We start from the raw sequence: 18103 nt of genomic DNA, 5'->3' as shown, positions 1-18103 counted from the left end.
TGCCCGCTGCCCGCGTCGACATGGACAGTGGCGCGCTGGACCGGCTCCATGCGCTGTCTGACGTGCCGCCGGCTCCACGACGGACGGTCGCCGATCGCCGTCGCGGACGGCCCGCGGCAGACCTGGCATCAGGCGTTGCGGACGCAACCGGTGCCCGTGAACCTGACGTGCCGCGACGGTGCAAGGCAAACGCGTCCGAATTGCGAGCCGCATCGCGCCTGAACCCCGATCCGGTCGAATTCGCACCGCCGTCTTATCGGCGGGAGGTGCCCCGCCTCCGGCATTTCCGTAACCCGTCGCGCAAACGATATCGGCCGGCATCCCCATTTTTGGGGATGCCGGCGCGGGCCGGTGCGCCTACGATTGACGACAGTGCACCGGGGAGCGGATGTAACGAAAACAAACGAACAGGCCTGCCATTCCGTGTCGATTGCATGCGATCGTCCGCGCAGTTGAACGACACGGCCGTTGCATGCGGACGACGCACGGCGTGGGCGGTGCATCGTTGGCATCGCGGCACGATGGCGCTGACGACGGAAGGCCTGATGTCGTATTTCGGGGAATGGCAATCAATATGCTGGCAAGAGACTACGTGGAACGAGAGCTTTCTCACATCCAGAGAATGGTGGCTCTCCTGGACAGCGATGCGATCGCTGACGACGTATCGATGTCGGGCGCGGCGCGCGTCAGGCATCCGAGCTACTGGCGCGGGCGCATCGAGGAACTGCTGTCGGCGCCCGACGTGCCGCGTCACGTCAGGAAGCTCAGCGAAGCCGTGCTCGCGAAGATCGACGAACTGGAATCGCGGCTCGCGACGATGAAGTAAGCACCCCATTGCTTATTCGCGCGCCATCACGTCGAGCAGCGCCGCGCGAAACGCAGCCATCTCCAGAGCGGTGCCGATCGAGACGCGCAGGTACTCGGGCGGCCCGGACTCGCGAATCAGGACACCGTGGCGCAGGAGTCCGCTCCAGATCCGGTGGCGATCCGCAAACTTGCCGAACATCACGAAGTTCGCGTCCGAATCGGCGACCGCGAGGCCCCGGCCGCGCAGCCAGCACACGGTCGCGTCGCGCTCGACCTTGATCGCGTCGACCTGCGACAGCATTTCGTCACGCGCGGCGAGCGCCGCGCAGGCCGCCGCCTGCGTCAACGCGGACAGGTGATACGGCAGGCGAACCCGCTTCAGCGCGTCCACGATCGCCGGCGCGCATGCGCAATACCCGATGCGGCCCCCCGCGAACTTGAATGCCTTGCTCAACGTACGCGTCACGATCAGCCGCGGATGGTCGGGCAGCAGCGTCACCGCGCTGCGGACGCCGTGACGACGGAATTCCGCATACGCTTCGTCGACGACGACCACACCCGGCGCGAGGTCGAGAATCGCGCGGATGTCGTCGATCGGCAGCGCGGTTCCCGTCGGGTTGTTCGGTGACGTGAGCAGGATCACGCTCGGCCGGTGTTCGCGGATGCCGTCGAGCGCCCGATCGAGGTCCAGCGAGAAATCCTCGTCGCGCGGCAACGTGTGCAGGCGCGTGAAGGTCGTCCGGCAGTATTCGTCATACATCGGATACGCGGGCGTAAGGGCCAGCACCGAGCGCCCCGGGCCGCCGAATGCCTGCAGGATCTGCTGGATCACCTCGTTCGACCCGTTGGCCGCCCAGACGCGGCTCGCGTCGACCGGCACGCCGGTGTCGTGCGTCAGGTAGGCAGCGAGATGCGATCGCAGTTCGGCGAAGTCGCGATCGGGATAGCGGTTCGCGTCGCGCGCCGCATCGGCCACCGCGGTCGCGATGCGTTCGACGAGCGCCGGCGATGGCGGATACGGATTCTCGTTGACGTTCAGGCGGACCGGCACGTCGAGCTGCGGCGCGCCGTACGCATGCCGCAACGTCAGATCGTCCCGCAGCGGCAAATCCGACAGGGCAATGTCTTTCCACGGTTGTTGCATTGAAAACACTCCGGACGTTATCGATGGGGCGGCGCAGCGGGCTTTTTCGGCGGCAAAAAACAAAAAAGGCGCCGGAGGCGCCTTGGTTGTCGTGTTGACCGGGGAGCTACCCGATCGATGACTGGATGCGAAACGACCCACGGCGCAATGGAGGGCGGCCGTGGTGATGGTGCAGCGAGGACGTGGCGTTTCGGATCGTCATGCGCTGCATCATGGCATACCCTGATCCGGATGAAAAGCCGGCCGCGGCGCGGTTCGTGCCGGCGTCGGCCGCGCTGTCTTGCCAGGATTGCCAATACATCAGACGAGAAACGGTAACAAACGTGGTATTTCAGACCAAACGTACCCGGTTAATTTGAACGATCTCGTTCATTGAGTAAGATGCGCTGAAGACGTTCGACAGAAACGCACGGCGCGGGGTAGCCAGATGCAACTGAACGGATTGATTCAATCGGCGTGGATCGACGACATCTACGCGGCGGCACTGGGCGATCAACGATGGGAAGCGGTGCTGGACGGGCTGCGATCGTCGGTCGGTGTGCGCATGGCCACGCTGCTGTCGTTCGACGACAAGGCGAGGGTGCCGGCGATCGAGCAGGCGGCCGGCGACGACGCGTCGTGGGTCGCCGCGTGCTACCACAGCTACAACACCGAGTTCTACCTGTACGACCCGGTCGTGCCGATCGCTGCCGACTGGCCGACGGGGCGCTGGTTCGAGGACGTCAAGCACCTGTCCGCGCACCAGCGCGCGCACAGCGTGTTCTATCAGGAATTCATGCACCCGTTCGGGCTCGGCAGCATCTCGGGCCTGTACATCCATCGCGGCGAAGGCTCGGGCGCGTTCCTCAGCGTGCAGGGCGGCCCCGACTCGCAGGGGCTGTCCGACGATCAGCGCCGCATGATCGAAATCATGGGCGCGCACATCAGCCGCGCGCTGCGGATCCAGGCGCGCATCGGCGAACTCGAAGCGCGCGTGGCCGCCGCGGAATCGGCGCTCGACGCGATTCCGGTGCCGGTGTTCCTGCTCGGCGCGCGGCGCGAACTGCGCTACACGAACCGTGCGGCCGATCAACTGATCGCCGCCGAACCGGCGCTGCGGGTCCTGAACGGGCGTTTCGCGCCGGAAGGATGCGTCGACGACGCGCAATGGCGGCATGCGTTCGCGCGCGGCGGGCTGCTGCTGCGGCGGACGACGGGCGAGCCGCTGCCGCTGGCGTTGATCCCCGTTCCCGAACAGTCGCACCTCGCGCGCGAACGGCCGGGCGTGACGGCATTGATGACCGCCGCGGACCTGCGCTCGCCGTCGGCGCGCGCGCAGCGATTGCGCGTGTTCTACGGGCTGTCGTCGGCCGAAGCCGACCTCGCGGTGCTGCTGTGCTGCGACGGGCGCTCGCCGCAGGAATGCGCGGCGCTGCGCGGCGTGTCGATCGGTACGGTCCGCGCGCAGATCAAGTCGATCTACACGAAGACGGACGTGGCGCGCGCGGCGCAGCTGACGTCGCTGGTCATGCAGACGTGACGATGCGTGACGGCCGGCCCGACCCTGCGGTGCGCGGCAGGCCGTCGCGTCCGGCCGGATTCACTCGAGCCCGCCCTGGCACAGGTACTTGATCGACAGGTAATCGTCGAGGCCGTAGCGCGAGCCTTCGCGGCCGTAGCCCGATTCCTTCACCCCGCCGAACGGCGCGGCCTCGCTCGCGAGCGCGCCTTCGTTGATGCCGACGATGCCCGTTTCGAGCCGCGCCGACACGCGCGCGATGCGCCGCACGTCCTGCGTGTAGAAATACGCGGCGAGCCCGAACGGCGTATCGTTCGCCGCGCCGACGGCCTCGTCCTCGGTATCGAAGCGGAACAGCGCCGCGATCGGGCCGAACGTTTCCTCGCAGTTCAGTTGCATGTCGGCGGTCGCGTCGGCGAGCACCGTCGGGGCGTAGAAGTTCGGGCCGAGTTCGGCCAGACGCTTGCCGCCGGCGAGCACGCGCGCGCCGCGTTCGACGGCGTCGCCGACGTGGCGGGCGATCTTGTCGACCGCGCGCGCGTTGATCATCGGGCCGATCTGCGCGGCCGGGTCGGTCGCCGGCGCGACCTTCAGCGCGGCGACGCGTGCCGCGAGCTTCGCGGCGAACGCGTCGTAGACGCCGCGCTGCACATACACGCGATTCGGCGACACGCAGGTCTGGCCGCCGTTGCGGAACTTGGACGCCATCAGCCCGTCGACCGCGCTATCGAGCTCGGCATCGTCGAACACGATGAACGGCGCATTGCCGCCGAGCTCCAGCGACAGCTTCTTCAGCGTCGCCGCCGATTCGCGCGCGAGCAGCTTGCCGACGGGCGTCGATCCGGTGAACGTGATCTTGCGCACGCGGCCGTCCGCGAGCCAGTCGGCCACGGCAGCGACCCCGCGCTCGCGCGAGGCGGCGATCAGGTTCAGCACGCCGGGCGGCACGCCGGCTTCCTGCGCGAGGAAGGCGAGCGCGAGCGCGGTCAGCGGCGTGTCTTCCGCCGGCTTCGCGACGACCGTGCAGCCGGCCGCGAGGGCGGGCGCGATCTTGCGCGCGATCATCGCGAGCGGGAAATTCCACGGCGTGATCGCGGCGACGATGCCGATCGGTTCCTTGACCGCGCTCAGCCGTTTGCCGCGCTGCTGTTGCGGAATCAGGTCGCCGTACGTGCGCGTCGCTTCCTCGGCAAACCACAGCACGTACGACGCGCCGTAGGCGACTTCGCCGCGCGCTTCGGCGAGCGGCTTGCCCTGTTCGCGCGACATCAGCTTCGCGAGATCGTCGGTGTGCGCGATGATCGCCGCGTGCCACGCGCGCAGGATCGCGGCGCGTTCGCGAGCGGGCGTCGCGCGCCATGAGGGCAGCGCGCGTGCCGCCGCGTCGGTCGCGGCGCGCGCGTCGGCGGCTCCGCTGTCGGGTGCGTGGGCAACGGTCTCGAGCGTCGCCGGATCGGTGACGTCGAAGCGTGCGCCGTCGAGCGCATCGCGCCAGGTACCGTCGATCAGATTGGCGGTACGCAGCAGTTCGGTTCGGGACAGCGTAAGCGGCATGACAGGTCCTTGGATGAAGCGGTTCGGCGGCGGCGCGGGCGCGCGACTACCCCGCGCGGACAGCACGCTGCCGCGTTCGAGGCAGGCGGGCACCGTGCGTCAGTGCCGGTCGCCGAACAGCGATTCGAGCGGATAGTGCCGTTTGACGAACGGCGACTTGATGATCACGTAACTGAAATACTTTTCGATGCCGATGTTCTGCTCGAGCAGCCCCTCGACGATCGTCTGGTAATGGCTCACGCTGCGCGTGATGAACTTCAGCAGGTAGTCGTAGCCGCCGCTCGCGAGATGGCACTCGACGATCTCGTCGACGTTGCGGATCGCCGCGACGAAGCGGTCGAAGTCCTCGCGCCGGTGGTCGGCCAGCGTGACCTCGGTGAACACGACCTGCACGTCGCCGAGTTTCTCGAGCTGGATGTGCGCGCCGTAGCCGCCGATGTAGCCGGCCTTCTCGAGCCGCTTCACGCGGATCAGGCAAGGACTGGGCGACAGCCCGACCGCATCGGCCAGCTCGACGTTGGTCATGCGGCCGCGCTTCTGCAACTGGGAGAGGATGCGCAGGTCGATGCGATCCAGCTTGCTGTCCGTCATGTTCACGTGAGAGGCGAAAAAATGGAATGTCCGGTTACTTTAGAGTCGAACGAGGGCCGCCACAAGCCCGGCTTTCCCTTGACCGGTCAGGCCGGCTGCGCGTGCGCGGCGTCGAGCGCGCGCTGCACGCCGGCATCGCCCAGCACGTCGTCGAGCGTCTTGCGCACGCGTTCGAACAACAGGTCGAACTCGCCCGCGGTGAAGCTCAGCGCCGGCGCGAAGCCGAGCACGCCGTCGCCGAACGCGCGGAACACCACGCCGTTCGCGTAAGCGGCCGCCGCGATCTTGTCGGGCACGTTCAGCGCCGGGTCGAAGCGCGTCTTGCGGGCCTTGTCGGTCACCAGTTCGAGCGCACCGAGCAGGCCGACGGAACGCGCATCGCCGACGAGCGGATGCGCGCGCAGCGCGTCGAGGCCCGCCGCGAAGCGCGGTGCCAGCGCCTGGCCGTTCGCGAGCAGCCCGCCTTCGTGATAGAGCTTCAGCACCTCGAGGCCGATCGCCGCGCTGACCGGATGCGCGGAATACGTATGGCCGTGGCCGACCACGGCCGATTCGGCGCGGCTGCCCGCGATCCCTTCATAGATTTCATCGGACATCAGCACCGCGCCCATCGGCGCATAACCGGCGGTCAGTCCCTTCGCGACGGTCATCAGGTCCGGATCGACCTGTTCGGTCTCGCACGCGAACAGCGGCCCCGTGCGGCCGAAGCCGGTGATCACCTCGTCGGCGACGAACAGGATGCCGAGGCGACGGCATGCGTCGCGCATCGCCTTCAGCCAGCCGGCCGGCGGCACGATCACGCCGCCGGAACCCTGCACGGGCTCGCAGAAGAAGGCGGCCACGTTGTCCGCGCCGAGTTCGGCGACCTTCGCTTCGAGCGCGGCGACCGACGCGGCGATCAGCGCCTGCGGATCGTCGCCGAGCGGATGGCGATACGGGTAGGGCGACGGGATGTGATGCTGGTCCGCGCGCGGCAGGTCGAAGTGACGGTGGAACGCCGGCAGCGCGGTGAGGCCGGCGCCGATCGACGACGAGCCGTGATAACCGCGCTCGAGCGCGATCATCTGCTTTTTCGACGGACGGCCGGTCGCGTTGAAATAGTGCGTGATGAAGCGCACCGCGGAGTCGACCGCATCCGAGCCGCCGAGCGTGAAGTACACGTGGTTCAGCGACGGCGGCGCGAGCGCGGCGAGCCGTTCGGCCAACTCGATCGCCGGCTGCGAGCCGAAATGGAAATAGCCGGTCGCGTAGGGCAGCTTCGCCATCTGGGCGGCGGCCGCTTTCACGATGCTGTCGCGGCCGTAGCCGACGTTCACGCACCACAGGCCCGAGAACGCGTCGAGCAGCGTGTGGCCGTCGGCGTCGCGCAGGAACACGCCGTCCGCGGATTCGAGCACGGTGGCGCCGCGCGCCTCGTGTGCGCGATAGTTGACGACGGGGTGGATCAGATGCTGACGATCGGCTTCGATCAGCGCAGCGTGGTCGGCGTGGTTCATGGCAGGGCAGGACTCTCGTCAGGTGTCAGCGGTGAGTTCATGCTACCGGGCGAACGATCCGCATGCGCTTTCAATTTGCGCCCCGAAACGTATGGGCGCGGCGTTTGCACGGGGCGCTTCGGCATTTTCTGCTGCGCGCCCCGCCGTGCCGGACGCGTGCGTCAGTAGCCGCGTGTGCGGTCGACGACGCCGATCATCGGTTGTCCTGCACGATGGCGCGCGAGATTCGCGAGCACGGCGTCCACGGCGGTGTCGGGCCGCGTGGCGCTCGCGATGTGCGGCGTGATCCGGATGCGCGGATGCGCCCAGAACGGATGACCGGCCGGCAACGGTTCGGGGTCGGTCACATCGAGGATCGCGCTGTCGAGCCGGCCGCTGTCGAGCGCGGCGAGCAGCGCGGCCGCATCGAGCTGCGGCCCGCGCCCGACCTGCACGAGCGACGCGCCGGCCGGCAGCGCATCGAACACGCGTGTGCCGAGCAGCCCGCGCGTGCCGTCGGTCAGCGGCAGCAGGCAGATCAGGATGTCGGTGCGGGCGAGGAACGGTTCGAGCGCGTCGTCGCCGGCGTAGCACGCGATGCCGTCGAGCGTGCGCGGCGTGCGGCTCCAGCCCGCGCACGGGAAGCCGAAGCGCCGGAGCATGTCGAGCACCGCCTGGCCGAGCGTGCCGAGCCCGAGGACGCCGATCCGCGTCGACGCGGCGGCGCGCACCGGTTTCTCGTGCCACACCTGCGCACGTTGTTGCGCCGCGTAGTCGAACAGGTCGCGGTGAATCGTCAGCACCGCCTGCGTCACGTATTCGACCATGCCCTCGACGATGCCCGGCTCGATCATCCGCACGACGGGGATGTGCGGCGGCACGCGCGACAGGTCGAACTGATCGATGCCGGCCCCGACCGAGAACACGACCTCGAGATTCGGGAGCAGCGCGGCCGGATCGTCTGGCGGCTGCCACGCGGCGAGATAGCGGACCGCCTCCGGGTCGCCGATGTCCGGCCAGATCCGGAACGCGAGATCGGGCGCGCGCTGCGCGAAGCGCTGTGCCCATTGCGCGCCGCGCACCGGGTCGGCCTTGTACAGGAAGCTCATCTTCGTTCCGCTCAGCCGAGTGCCTGGTTCACGATCGCGTACGCGCGCAGCGCCGGATCGCGCTCGGGCGCGGCGCCGCGCGCCATCGCGACGACGGTATCGACGCGCGGCAGCCCGAGCCCCTGCAGCCAGTCGGACAGCCCGCTGTCGCCCGGCACGTCGAGCCGCACGAACATGCCCTCGTGCAGGGCGAGCCAGTGACTGATCAGCGCCTGCGCGCGCTGGGCGTCCGGTGCGACCACCGGGCCGATCGCGTGGCCGCGGCCGAAGCGGCGGAACAGCGCGAAGCCGAGCAGCTCGCCGTCACGATCGAGCGCGATGCCGTTCGCGACGTCGAGCAGCGCGCCGATCACTTCGTCGCGCTGATAGCCCGCGGCGCGCGACGCGAGCGCGGCAAGGCGCGGGCCGTCGTTCGCGCCGATCGGCCGCAGGCGCTCGCCGGGCGGCAGCGATATCAGCGGCGGCTGGAAGGCGGCGCCCTGGTGTTGATCGATCGTGCCGATCGCTTCGAACCCGAATTTCGCGTACAGCGGCTCGCCGGCCGGCGTCGCGTGCAGGAACACGGTCCGCGGGCCGAAGCTGTCGACCAGGCGGGCGAGCAACTCGCGCCCGATGCCGCGGCCCTGGCGCTCGGGCGACACGATGACCATGCCGAGCGACGCGTGCGATTCGCCGAAGCGCCAGCCGAGCGCGGTGCCGACGACGCCGGTTTCGTCTTCGGCGACGAAGCCGCCGCCGAGCTGGAACACGAAGCGCCAGTCGTCGAGCCGGTGCGGCCACTTGACGGCTTCCGACAGCCGGTGCGCGGCGGGCAGGTCGGTTTCGGCGAACGGGCGATAGGTAAGCGTGCTGGAAGGATTGAGGTCGGACACGCCGGACTCCGGAGGGGTGGGAATGACGCATCACTGTGCCAGCGAGGCCGCGGGGCGGATAGGACGATTCGCCTGTTTTCCGGCGGTGGCGGGCGCGCCCGCGAATTCGATGCAAACCGGCTCGATCGGCGCGAACGAACGCCCGGATCGTGCTGGCGAGACGGGTCAATCCGGCCACGCGTGCTGTGGAATACCACTACGATCAATGGCACGGCGGCACTGCCGCCTGCCGAAGGGCCGCATCGGCAGACGGGCTCGCCGCGGTAGCGCGGCGCCCATCGGCGCCCGCCGCCCGCGCCGCGCCCGATCGTGCCGCAGATCGTGCTGCATGTGGCGGGCAACACGCGGCGATTCTGCGTTTTGAGCGGCGCCGAACGATGCGCGGACGACTTTTTGCCCTGATTCAATTTCGTTAAATCCAGCCCGTCCCCGGCCCTGCCGGGGCTTCACACCGACAGGACGTCACCATGATCCAGTTTGAACCGAAGTACATCACCTTCGACTGCTACGGCACGCTGACCCATTTCCGGATGGCCGAGACGGCGCGCGAAATCTATGCGGACCGGCTGTCGCCGGCCGCGATGGAGGCATTCGTGCGCGCGTTCGCCGCCTATCGGCTCGACGAGGTGCTCGGCGCGTGGAAGCCGTACCGCGACGTCGTCGTCAATGCGGTCCGCCGCACCTGCGCGCGGCTCGGCGTGAAGTTCGACGAGGCCGAGGCCGAGCTTTTCTATCATGCGGTGCCGACGTGGGGCCCGCATCCGGACGTGCCGGCCGGGCTGTCGCGGCTGGCGTCGAAGTACAAGCTGGTGATCCTGTCGAATGCGATGGACGAGCAGATCATGAGCAACGTCGACAAGCTGGGCGCGCCGTTCCACGCCGTGTTCACCGCGCAGCAGGCGCAATCGTACAAGCCGCGGATGCAGGGCTTCGAATACATGTTCGACAAGCTCGGCTGCAAGCCCGAGGACGTGCTGCACGTGTCGTCGAGCCTGCGCTACGACCTCATGACGGCCGAGGATCTCGGCATCAAGCACAAGGCATTCGTGAACCGCGGCCACGAGCCGGGCACGCCGTTCTACAACTATTACGAAGTGTCGGACATCGGTCAGCTCGCGACGCAACTCGGGCTGTAAGCCGGCCGCGCCGGCCGATTCGTCGAGCGCCGGGGCGCGGCCGTGATGCCGTCGCGTCCCGGCGCGTTCGGTCAGCGCACGAAATGAGGGTAATTACCGATATTGAGTCGTTCAAGGCGGGGCCGCCCGGGCCGATATATGTACCGAACGGTTAATATTTCGAGGCCCCCGCATGAAGTTGTCCACCAAACTGCTGATGCTCGTCGCCGCGGCGCTGCTCGGCGTCGTCCTGCTGGCCGCGTTGTCGCTGCACACGCTGCGCGACGCGCTGATCGACAGCCGCCGCGAAGAGATCGTCATTCTGCTGACCAAGGCCGAGCATCTGGTCGATTCGTATCGCGCGATGCAGACGAGCGGCACGCTCACGCAGGAGCAGGCGCAGCAGCAGGCCAAGGCCGCGCTGGCGGCGCTCAACGCGAATTCGAAGAGCTACTTCTGGGTCACGACGTCCGACGGCGTCAACCTCGTGCACCCGAACGCGAAATTCATCGGCACGCGCGCGAAAGGTAACCGCACGACCAGCGGCATGACCGACAGCGAGGCGTACCGCGCGGGGATGGCGCAGGCGCATTTCGCGCTCGTCGACGTGCTGATCAAGCGCAGCCCCGACGCGGACCTGGAGCCGAAGCTGCAGGGCGTGGTCGCGATTCCGGACTGGAACTGGTGGATCGGCACGGGATTTTTCTACGACGACATCAACGCGGCGTTTGCCCGGCTCGCGATGGTGCTGGGCGCCGTCGCGCTCGTCATCGCCGCGGCGCTCGCGGCCATTGCATGGGGCGTGCTGCGCAGCGTCAGGCGCACGCTGGGCGGGGAACCCGCGCATGCGACGCAGATCGCCGCCCGCATCGCCGCCGGCGAACTGGACGTGCAGTTCGATACGGCGCACGCCGCGCCCGGCAGCCTGCTCGTTGCGCTGGGCGACATGAAGGCGCGGCTGACCGACACCATCGCCGAGATCCAGACCACGACCCACTCGATCGCCACCGGCACCGGCGAGATCGCGCAAGGCAACCTGGATCTGTCGCAGCGCACGGAGCAGCAGGCCGCGTCGCTGCAGGAAACGGCGGCGAGCATGGAGCAGATCACGTCCACGGTCAAACAGAACGCCGACAACGCGCGCCAGGCGAATGCGCTCGTGGCTCAGGCCAAGGATGCGACCGAGCTCGGCGGCGCCGCCGTGCACGCGGTCGTCGAAACGATGCGGCAGATTTCGGACGGATCGGTGCGGATCGCCGACATTACCGTCGTCATCGAAAGCATCGCATTCCAGACCAACATTCTCGCGCTCAACGCCGCGGTGGAAGCCGCGCGGGCCGGCGAGGAGGGGCGGGGGTTCGCCGTCGTCGCATCGGAAGTCCGCTCGCTCGCGCAGCGCAGCGCGGCGGCCGCGAAGGACATCAAGGGATTGATCGACGCGTCGGTCGAGCGGGCCGGCAGCGGCAGCCGGCTCGTCGAGACGGCCGGCGAGCGCATGACGGAGATCGTCCGGTCGATCGACCGGGTGGCGGACATCATGGGCGAGATTTCCGCGGCATCGGCGGAGCAAAGCACCGGCATCGAACAAATCGGGCTGGCCGTCGCGCAAATGGATGAAGTCACCCAGCAGAACGCCGCGCTCGTCGAGCAGGCAGCGGCCGCCGCCTCGTCGCTGGACGAGCAGGCGGCGCGCCTGCGGGCCGCCGTATCGGTATTCCGGCTCGCTGCGTGACGGCTTCGCGCCGTCCGCTCGCGGGGGCGCATCATCCTGCCGCCTGGGCGCCGCGCCGGCGAGCGCCCGGCGAGCGCGGCGACATGCCCGGTGACGCATGCATCGCCGCTCGCGGCCGCGGCGCCTGACGGCTGCACGGGCCCGGTTTCCGGGCAGTCCCGTCATCTTCCCGTCTTCCCGCCAAGCCGTTCCGATCGAGCGGCATTCTTCCGAACTTTACTGCGCGACGTCCCGTCGCGATCCCCATCGTCGCCGCTCGTGCGTGCGGCGATCCGCCGCAACGTGCCGCTCGTTTCGACCGTCTTGGGCACGCGCACACACATTCGACACAAACGTGCGGTTTGCGTGAGTCAAACGCGCGCCGGATGCCGAACGGGCAATTTTGTCGGCGCAATCTGCGGCGGCTGCGGCCTTACGATTTCCTGTATCGACACGGGTCGGGCAGCCGCCGCGACACGCCGCCGGGCGCACGACGACACATGCGCGCACGCAGCAATTCATGCTGCGCGGGCGGCTCAAAACGGTCGATTCGTATCGTGCGGGCCGCCCGAATCGCGACAAACCGCATTTTGGCGATGCTTAAATGAACTGCATGTGTACAACGTCGCGCCCGCCACCAGCAAGCGGGCGCGGCGGGATTGAACAACCACGCTGGACCCTTGGACCCACTTCCCACAGTCAGGAGCAGTTCGGATGAGCGACGATATCGACAATGACGGCAAGGGCGGCTTCACGCGCCGCGACATGATGCGGGTCATGGCGGCGAGCGGCATGATGGCCGTCGGCGGCGGCGGGCTGCTGATGGATGCGCAGTCGGCATTCGCCGCGCCCGCGCCGAAGCGCGGCGGCAAGATCCGGGTCGCGAACGAAGCCGGCTCGACGGCCGATACGCTCGATCCGGCCAAGGGCTCGACGGGCGCGGACTACACCCGTTTCTTCATGTTCTACAGCGGTCTCACGCAGCTCGATGCGAGCCTCACGCCGCAGATGAACCTCGCCGAGTCGCTGCAGACGACCGATGCGAAGACGTGGATCATCAAGCTGCGCAAGGGCGTCACGTTCCACGACGGCAAGCCCGTCGGCCCGGCCGACGTGGTGTTTTCGCTGATGCGCCACAAGAACCCGGCCACCGCGTCGAAGGTCAAGCCGCTCGCCGAACAGTTCGCGGATGCGAAGGCGACCGGCCCCGACGAAGTCACGCTGACGCTCGTGAGCGCGAACGCCGATCTGCCGGTGATCCTCGCGACGCCGCAGCTCGTGATCGTCAAGGACGGCACGACCGACTTCAGCACCGGTATCGGCTGCGGCCCGTACAAGCTGAAGTCGTTCAAGCCGGGCGTGGCGACCATCGGCGTGCGCAATGACAGCTACTTCAAGCCGGGCAGGCCGTATCTCGACGAGATCGAGCTGATCGGCATCGGCGACAGCGCCGCGCGCCTGAACGCGCTGCTGTCGGGCGACGTGCACCTGATCAACGCGATCGATCCGCGCTCGACGCAGCGGGTCTCGTCGACGCCGGGCTACGCGCTGAAGGAAACCAAGTCGGGCCTCTATACCGACCTGATCATGCGCAGCGACAACCCGATCGTCTCGAATCCCGATTTCGTCGAAGGGATGAAGTACCTGTTCGATCGCGAGCAGATCCGCACGGCGGTGTTCCGCGGCTACTCGGTGATCGGCAACGACCAGCCGATCCCGCCGGGGCATCGCTACTTCAACGCGTCGCTGCCGCAGCGGGCGCACGATCCGGACAAGGCGAAATTCCTGCTCCAGAAGGCGGGCGCGCTCGGCACCACGCTGCCGCCGATCTATGCGACGTCCGACGCGAACGGGTCGATCGAAATGGCCGTGCTGCTGCAGCAGGCCGGCCAGAAGATCGGGCTGAACCTGCAGGTCAATCGCGCGTCGCCCGACGGCTACTGGTCGAACCACTGGATGAAGCACCCGCTCACGTTCGGCAACATCAACCCGCGTTCGAGCGCCGACGTGCTGTTCACGCAGTTCTTCAAGTCGGATGCGCCGTGGAACGAATCGGGCTGGAAGAACGCGAAGTTCGACCAGTTGCTGCTCGCCGCGCGTTCGGAAACCGACGACGCGAAGCGCAAGCAGATGTACGGCGACATGCAGGTGATCGTGGCGCAGCAGGGCCGGGTCGGCATTCCGGCGTTCATCAGCTTCCTCGACGGGTACGACAAGCGGCTCGCGGGCCTCGGTTCGATCCCGACCGGCGGGATGATGGGCTTCATGTTCGCCGAGAACGTGTGGTGGAACGCGTGACGTCGTGGCTGGCCGCCGTCGCGCGGCCGGTGCGGGCCCCCGCGCCGGCCACGCACGGTTTTTTCGGGAGTGCTGCTCCATGAACCGAATTCTCATCGGGCTGATCGGCCGGCGCATCGCGGTCACCGCGCTGACCCTGCTGATCGTGTCCGCGATCATCTTCACGATCACGAACCTGCTGCCGGGCGACGCCGCGCAGGCCGCGCTCGGCCAGTCGGCGACGCCGGAGACGGTCGCCGCGCTGCGCCAGCAGTTCGGTCTCGACATGCCGGCGCACGTCCGTTACGTGCACTGGCTCGCCGGGCTGTTGCACGGCGATTTCGGCCGGTCGCTGTCCGGCGACATGCCGGTGTCGGAGCTGATCGGCGGCCGCCTGCCGAAGTCGCTCGCGCTTGCGGCGATCACGACCGCCGTGTCGGTGCCGATCGCGCTGCTGCTCGGCATCCTCGCGGCGGTCAAGCGCGAGACGGTGGTCGACCGCGTGATCAGCCTCGGCACGCTGTCGCTCGTCGCGACGCCGGAATTCCTGATCGCGACGGTCGCCGTGCTCGTGTTCGCGGTGAAGCTGCACTGGCTGTCCGCGCTGTCGTACAGCGGCCCGATCGAGAGCCTGCACGATTTCCTGCGTGCGTATGCGATGCCGGTGTTGACGCTGTGCGCGGTCGTGATCGCGCAGATGGCGCGCATGACGCGCGCCGCGGTGATCGAGCAACTGAGCGCGTCGTACGTCGAGATGGCCACGTTGAAGGGCGCAAGCCCCGCGCGCGTTGTGCTGCGCCATGCGCTGCCGAACGCGATCGGCCCGATCGCCAATGCAATCGCGCTGAGCCTGTCGTATCTGCTCGGCGGCGTGATCGTCGTCGAGACGATCTTCAACTATCCGGGCCTCGCGAGCCTGATGGTCGACGCCGTCAGCAACCGCGATTTCCCGTTGGTCCAGGCGTGCACGCTGATCTTCTGCGTCGCTTACCTGACGCTCGTGCTGTTCGCCGACCTGTGCTCGATCGTGTCGAACCCGCGACTGCGCACCTGAGTGTTTCGTCTTCCTTCCGAGATGCCGCCCATGCAACCGATCGAACCCGTACAACGCAGCAGCCCGCTGCCGCCATCCGACGACCCGCCCCTGGGGCGGGGCAGCATGCCGCCGGCCGCGCCTGCCCCCGACCAGCCGCGCAAGCGCCGCACCGCGCGCATCGCCTTGACGACCGGCGGCCGCGTCGGTCTGGCGATGGTCGGCCTGATGCTGTTCATCGCCGTGTTCGCGCCGCTGCTCGCGCCGCACGACGTCGGCGCGATCGTCACGCCGGACGTGTTCGCGCCGTTCAGCGCGAAGCTGCCGTTCGGCTCCGACTTCCTCGGCCGCGACATGCTGAGCCGGATCCTGTACGGCGCGCGGCTGACCGTGCTGCTCGCGCTGGCCGCGGTGCTGCTCGCCGCCGTGACCGGCACGACGCTCGGGTTGCTCGCGACCGTGTCGGGCCGCGCGGTCGACGAGACGATGAGCCGGCTGCTCGACGCGCTCACGTCGATTCCGTCGAAGATGTTCGCGCTGATGTTCGTCGCCGCGTTCGGCTCGTCGCTGCCGCTGCTGGTCCTTACCGCCGCGGTCAGCTACATGCCCGGCTCGTACCGGATCGCGCGCGCGCTCGCCGTCAACATCAGCACGCTGGAATTCGTGCAGGTCGCGCGCGCACGCGGCGAAAGCGCGCTGTACATCGCGTGCGTCGAGATGCTGCCGAACATGATCCACCCGATGCTGGCGGACACCGGGCTGCGCTTCACGTTCGTCGTGCTGCTGCTGAGCGGCCTGAGCTTTCTCGGGCTCGGCGTGCAACCGCCGTACGCGGACCTCGGCTCGCTCGTGCGCGAGAACATCGCGAGCCTCGGCGACGGCTCGGCCGTCGCGATCGTGCCCGCGGTCGCGATCGCGATCCTGACGGTGGGCGTCAACCTGATGATCGACGGCCTGCCGCATCGCGGCCGCCGCAAGGGCGCGGCCGGCGCCGCCGGAGGACACTGATGCGACACGAATCGAACCCGCTCGTCGAGGTGCGCGGGCTGCGCGTGGTCGGCGGCCGGCCGGGCGGCGAGGAAACGACAATCGTCCACGGTGTCGACTTCGACATCGCGCGCGGCGAGGTGCTCGCGCTGATCGGCGAATCGGGCTCCGGCAAGACGACGATCGCGCTGTCGCTGATGGGCCATGCGCGCGCCGGATGCCGGATCGCCGGCGGCTCGGTGAAGCTCGACGGCACCGACGTGTGCACGCTTTCCGCAGCGGCGCTGACCGCGCTGCGCGGCCGCAAGGTCGCGTATATCGCGCAGAGCGCGGCCGCCGCGTTCAACCCGTCGCGCACGATTCTCGACCAGGTGATCGAGAGCGCGCTGATCCACAAGACGATGACGAAGCGCGACGCGCAGGCGAAGGCGATCGAGCTGTTTCGCGCGCTCGCGCTGCCGGAGCCGGAGACGATCGGCAAGCGCTATCCGCACCAGGTATCGGGCGGTCAACTGCAGCGGCTGATGGCCGCGATGGCGCTGATCACGGATCCGGAGCTGGTGATCCTAGACGAGCCGACCACCGCGCTCGACGTGACCACGCAGATCGACGTGCTGCAGGCGTTCAAGAGCGTGATCCGGCGCTACGGGATGAGCGCGGTGTACGTGTCCCACGACCTGGCCGTGGTCGCGCAGATGGCCGACCGGATCGTCGTGCTGAGCGACGGTGTGATCCGCGAGGCGGGCGACACCGAACAGATCCTGCATGCGCCGACGCACCCGTACACGCAGAGCCTGATCGCGGCGGTCACGCCGAACGATGCCGAACGCGACGCGCAGGGGCAAGCACCGGAGCCGGCCGCGCCGACGCCGCTGCTCGACGTGCGCGGCGCGATCGCCGGCTACGGCGGCCGTACCGCCAAAGGGTGGCCCGCGAAGGTGATCCTGCACGAAGTCGACCTGCGCATCGGGCGCGGCCAGACGGTCGGCGTGATCGGCGAATCGGGCTCCGGCAAGACCACGCTCGCGAAGGTGATCGCGGGCCTCGTGCCGGCGACGGGCGGCAAGATCCTGCTCGACGGCGAGCCGCTCGCGCTCGATATCGTCAAGCGCACCAAGGAGCAGCACCGCCGCGTGCAGATCGTGTTCCAGAACGCCGATACCGCGCTCAACCCGGTGCATACCGTCGAGCGCACGCTCGCACGGCCGCTCGCGTTCTATCACGGCATCAAGGGCGCGCGTGCGCGGCAGCGCGTCGCGGAGCTGCTCGAACTCGTGCGGCTACCGCCGGCGGTGGCCTCGCGGCGTACCGGCGAGCTGTCGGGCGGCCAGAAGCAGCGCGTGAACCTCGCGCGCGCGCTCGCGGCCGAGCCCGACCTGATCCTGTGCGACGAGGTCACGTCGGCGCTCGACACCGTGGTCGGCGCCGCGATCATCGAGCTGCTGCGCGACCTGCAGGCGAAGCTCGGCGTGTCGTACGTGTTCATCACGCACGACATCGCGAAGGTGCGCGCGATCAGCGACGACATCGTCGTGCTGTATGCGGGCCGCCGCGTGGAGACGGGCAGCCGCGACGCGCTGTGCGCGCCGCCTTATCACCCGTATTCGCACTTGCTGGTGTCGTCCGCGCCGGAGTTGCGCGCGGGCTGGCTCGACGATGCGGCCGAGCGTTGCCACCGGCCGCTGGTGCCGATCGGCGAGCGCGAGAACGAGGCCGAGCTGTGTCCGTTCCTGTCGCGCTGCGCGATGCGTGTGGACGGCGTGTGCAACCGCACGGCCCCGTCGCTGCGCACGCTCGGGAACGGCGCGCAGGTGCTGTGCCATCGCAGCGAGGAAGATCTCGCGCGCTTCCAGGCGGAGCCGATTTCCGCTGGCGTCGCGCCGGTACAGCTGTAGTGCGAGGCGCGCGAACCGTTCATCGCGCGGTGCGG

At 68.6% G+C, this 18103-nt stretch carries 14 protein-coding genes; 8 read left to right on the top strand and 6 right to left on the bottom strand.

What is annotated here, in order from left to right:
• The first annotated feature begins 574 nt into the window (after positions 1-574).
• Positions 575-826, top strand: coding sequence for a hypothetical protein (locus tag VXM69_RS37490; protein ID WP_034191877.1), 252 nt, complete (start codon positions 575-577; stop codon positions 824-826).
• A gap of 12 nt (positions 827-838) precedes the next feature.
• Here the strand turns inward: VXM69_RS37490 and VXM69_RS37485 are convergent, their stop codons facing one another.
• Positions 839-1951 carry a histidinol-phosphate transaminase gene (locus VXM69_RS37485; protein WP_367190485.1) on the bottom strand — a complete coding sequence of 371 codons (1113 nt, stop codon included), beginning with the start codon at positions 1949-1951 and terminating at the stop codon, positions 839-841.
• Positions 1952-2378: 427 nt separating this feature from the next.
• On the opposite strand from VXM69_RS37485, the gene VXM69_RS37480 reads away from it, so the two are divergent.
• A complete protein-coding gene (locus VXM69_RS37480; RefSeq protein WP_367190484.1) occupies positions 2379-3470 on the top strand; it encodes a helix-turn-helix transcriptional regulator in 1092 nt (363 codons plus the stop codon).
• A gap of 60 nt (positions 3471-3530) precedes the next feature.
• Here the strand turns inward: VXM69_RS37480 and VXM69_RS37475 are convergent, their stop codons facing one another.
• From VXM69_RS37475 to VXM69_RS37455, 5 genes are all read right to left on the bottom strand, one after another.
• Complete coding sequence (locus tag VXM69_RS37475) at positions 3531-5003, bottom strand: NAD-dependent succinate-semialdehyde dehydrogenase (protein WP_367190483.1); 1473 nt, start codon at positions 5001-5003, stop codon at positions 3531-3533.
• A 99-nt stretch (positions 5004-5102) separates the two neighbouring features.
• Positions 5103-5594 carry a winged helix-turn-helix transcriptional regulator gene (locus VXM69_RS37470; RefSeq protein WP_034191873.1) on the bottom strand — a complete coding sequence of 164 codons (492 nt, stop codon included), beginning with the start codon at positions 5592-5594 and terminating at the stop codon, positions 5103-5105.
• Between the two features lie 86 nt (positions 5595-5680).
• Positions 5681-7090 (bottom strand): aspartate aminotransferase family protein, encoded by a 1410-nt coding sequence (locus tag VXM69_RS37465; RefSeq protein ID WP_367190482.1) that lies wholly within the window; start codon positions 7088-7090, stop codon positions 5681-5683.
• A gap of 161 nt (positions 7091-7251) precedes the next feature.
• The gene (locus VXM69_RS37460; protein ID WP_200086739.1) at positions 7252-8178 is read right to left on the bottom strand and encodes a glyoxylate/hydroxypyruvate reductase A; all 927 of its coding nucleotides are present in this window, start codon (positions 8176-8178) and stop codon (positions 7252-7254) included.
• A gap of 11 nt (positions 8179-8189) precedes the next feature.
• Positions 8190-9050 carry a GNAT family N-acetyltransferase gene (locus VXM69_RS37455; RefSeq protein ID WP_049031037.1) on the bottom strand — a complete coding sequence of 287 codons (861 nt, stop codon included), beginning with the start codon at positions 9048-9050 and terminating at the stop codon, positions 8190-8192.
• A 467-nt stretch (positions 9051-9517) separates the two neighbouring features.
• Here VXM69_RS37455 and VXM69_RS37450 point away from each other — a divergent pair, with 467 nt between their 5' ends.
• From VXM69_RS37450 to VXM69_RS37425, 6 genes are all read left to right on the top strand, one after another.
• Positions 9518-10186: a haloacid dehalogenase type II gene (locus VXM69_RS37450; protein WP_034191869.1), complete on the top strand. Its 669-nt coding sequence runs from the start codon at positions 9518-9520 to the stop codon at positions 10184-10186.
• Between the two features lie 172 nt (positions 10187-10358).
• Positions 10359-11897, top strand: coding sequence for a methyl-accepting chemotaxis protein (locus tag VXM69_RS37445; protein ID WP_367190481.1), 1539 nt, complete (start codon positions 10359-10361; stop codon positions 11895-11897).
• A gap of 693 nt (positions 11898-12590) precedes the next feature.
• On the top strand, positions 12591-14174 hold the full coding sequence (locus VXM69_RS37440; RefSeq protein WP_034191867.1) for an ABC transporter substrate-binding protein: 1584 nt from the start codon (positions 12591-12593) through the stop codon (positions 14172-14174).
• Positions 14175-14253: 79 nt separating this feature from the next.
• Entirely contained in the window at positions 14254-15207 is a 954-nt protein-coding gene (locus tag VXM69_RS37435) for an ABC transporter permease (RefSeq protein WP_034191866.1), read from the top strand.
• A gap of 30 nt (positions 15208-15237) precedes the next feature.
• Positions 15238-16194 carry an ABC transporter permease gene (locus tag VXM69_RS37430; protein ID WP_034191865.1) on the top strand — a complete coding sequence of 319 codons (957 nt, stop codon included), beginning with the start codon at positions 15238-15240 and terminating at the stop codon, positions 16192-16194.
• Positions 16194-18068 (top strand): ABC transporter ATP-binding protein, encoded by a 1875-nt coding sequence (locus tag VXM69_RS37425; protein WP_034191864.1) that lies wholly within the window; start codon positions 16194-16196, stop codon positions 18066-18068. Before VXM69_RS37430 ends, VXM69_RS37425 begins: the two co-directional genes overlap by 1 nt.
• Positions 18069-18103: the final 35 nt, after the last annotated feature.

This window comes from Burkholderia sp. Ed8, assembly GCF_040761425.1.
In the GTDB taxonomy this organism is placed as follows: Bacteria; Pseudomonadota; Gammaproteobacteria; order Burkholderiales; family Burkholderiaceae; genus Burkholderia; species Burkholderia seminalis.
The sequence above is the reverse complement of the archived record's forward strand: the minus strand, read 5'-3'. Positions and strand labels throughout refer to the sequence as shown.

What these genes read in the sequence shown, in the direction of transcription:
- VXM69_RS37465 (WP_367190482.1), bottom strand. Translation starts at nt 7,090, where the DNA reads ATGAACCACGCCGACCACGCTGCGCTGATCGAAGCCGATCGTCAGCAT.
- VXM69_RS37490 (WP_034191877.1), top strand. Translation starts at nt 575, where the DNA reads ATGCTGGCAAGAGACTACGTGGAACGAGAGCTTTCTCACATCCAGAGA.
- VXM69_RS37450 (WP_034191869.1), top strand. Translation starts at nt 9,518, where the DNA reads ATGATCCAGTTTGAACCGAAGTACATCACCTTCGACTGCTACGGCACG.
- VXM69_RS37475 (WP_367190483.1), bottom strand. Translation starts at nt 5,003, where the DNA reads ATGCCGCTTACGCTGTCCCGAACCGAACTGCTGCGTACCGCCAATCTG.
- VXM69_RS37480 (WP_367190484.1), top strand. Translation starts at nt 2,379, where the DNA reads ATGCAACTGAACGGATTGATTCAATCGGCGTGGATCGACGACATCTAC.
- VXM69_RS37435 (WP_034191866.1), top strand. Translation starts at nt 14,254, where the DNA reads ATGAACCGAATTCTCATCGGGCTGATCGGCCGGCGCATCGCGGTCACC.
- VXM69_RS37470 (WP_034191873.1), bottom strand. Translation starts at nt 5,594, where the DNA reads ATGACGGACAGCAAGCTGGATCGCATCGACCTGCGCATCCTCTCCCAG.
- VXM69_RS37440 (WP_034191867.1), top strand. Translation starts at nt 12,591, where the DNA reads ATGAGCGACGATATCGACAATGACGGCAAGGGCGGCTTCACGCGCCGC.
- VXM69_RS37445 (WP_367190481.1), top strand. Translation starts at nt 10,359, where the DNA reads ATGAAGTTGTCCACCAAACTGCTGATGCTCGTCGCCGCGGCGCTGCTC.
- VXM69_RS37430 (WP_034191865.1), top strand. Translation starts at nt 15,238, where the DNA reads ATGCAACCGATCGAACCCGTACAACGCAGCAGCCCGCTGCCGCCATCC.
- VXM69_RS37460 (WP_200086739.1), bottom strand. Translation starts at nt 8,178, where the DNA reads ATGAGCTTCCTGTACAAGGCCGACCCGGTGCGCGGCGCGCAATGGGCA.
- VXM69_RS37425 (WP_034191864.1), top strand. Translation starts at nt 16,194, where the DNA reads ATGCGACACGAATCGAACCCGCTCGTCGAGGTGCGCGGGCTGCGCGTG.
- VXM69_RS37485 (WP_367190485.1), bottom strand. Translation starts at nt 1,951, where the DNA reads ATGCAACAACCGTGGAAAGACATTGCCCTGTCGGATTTGCCGCTGCGG.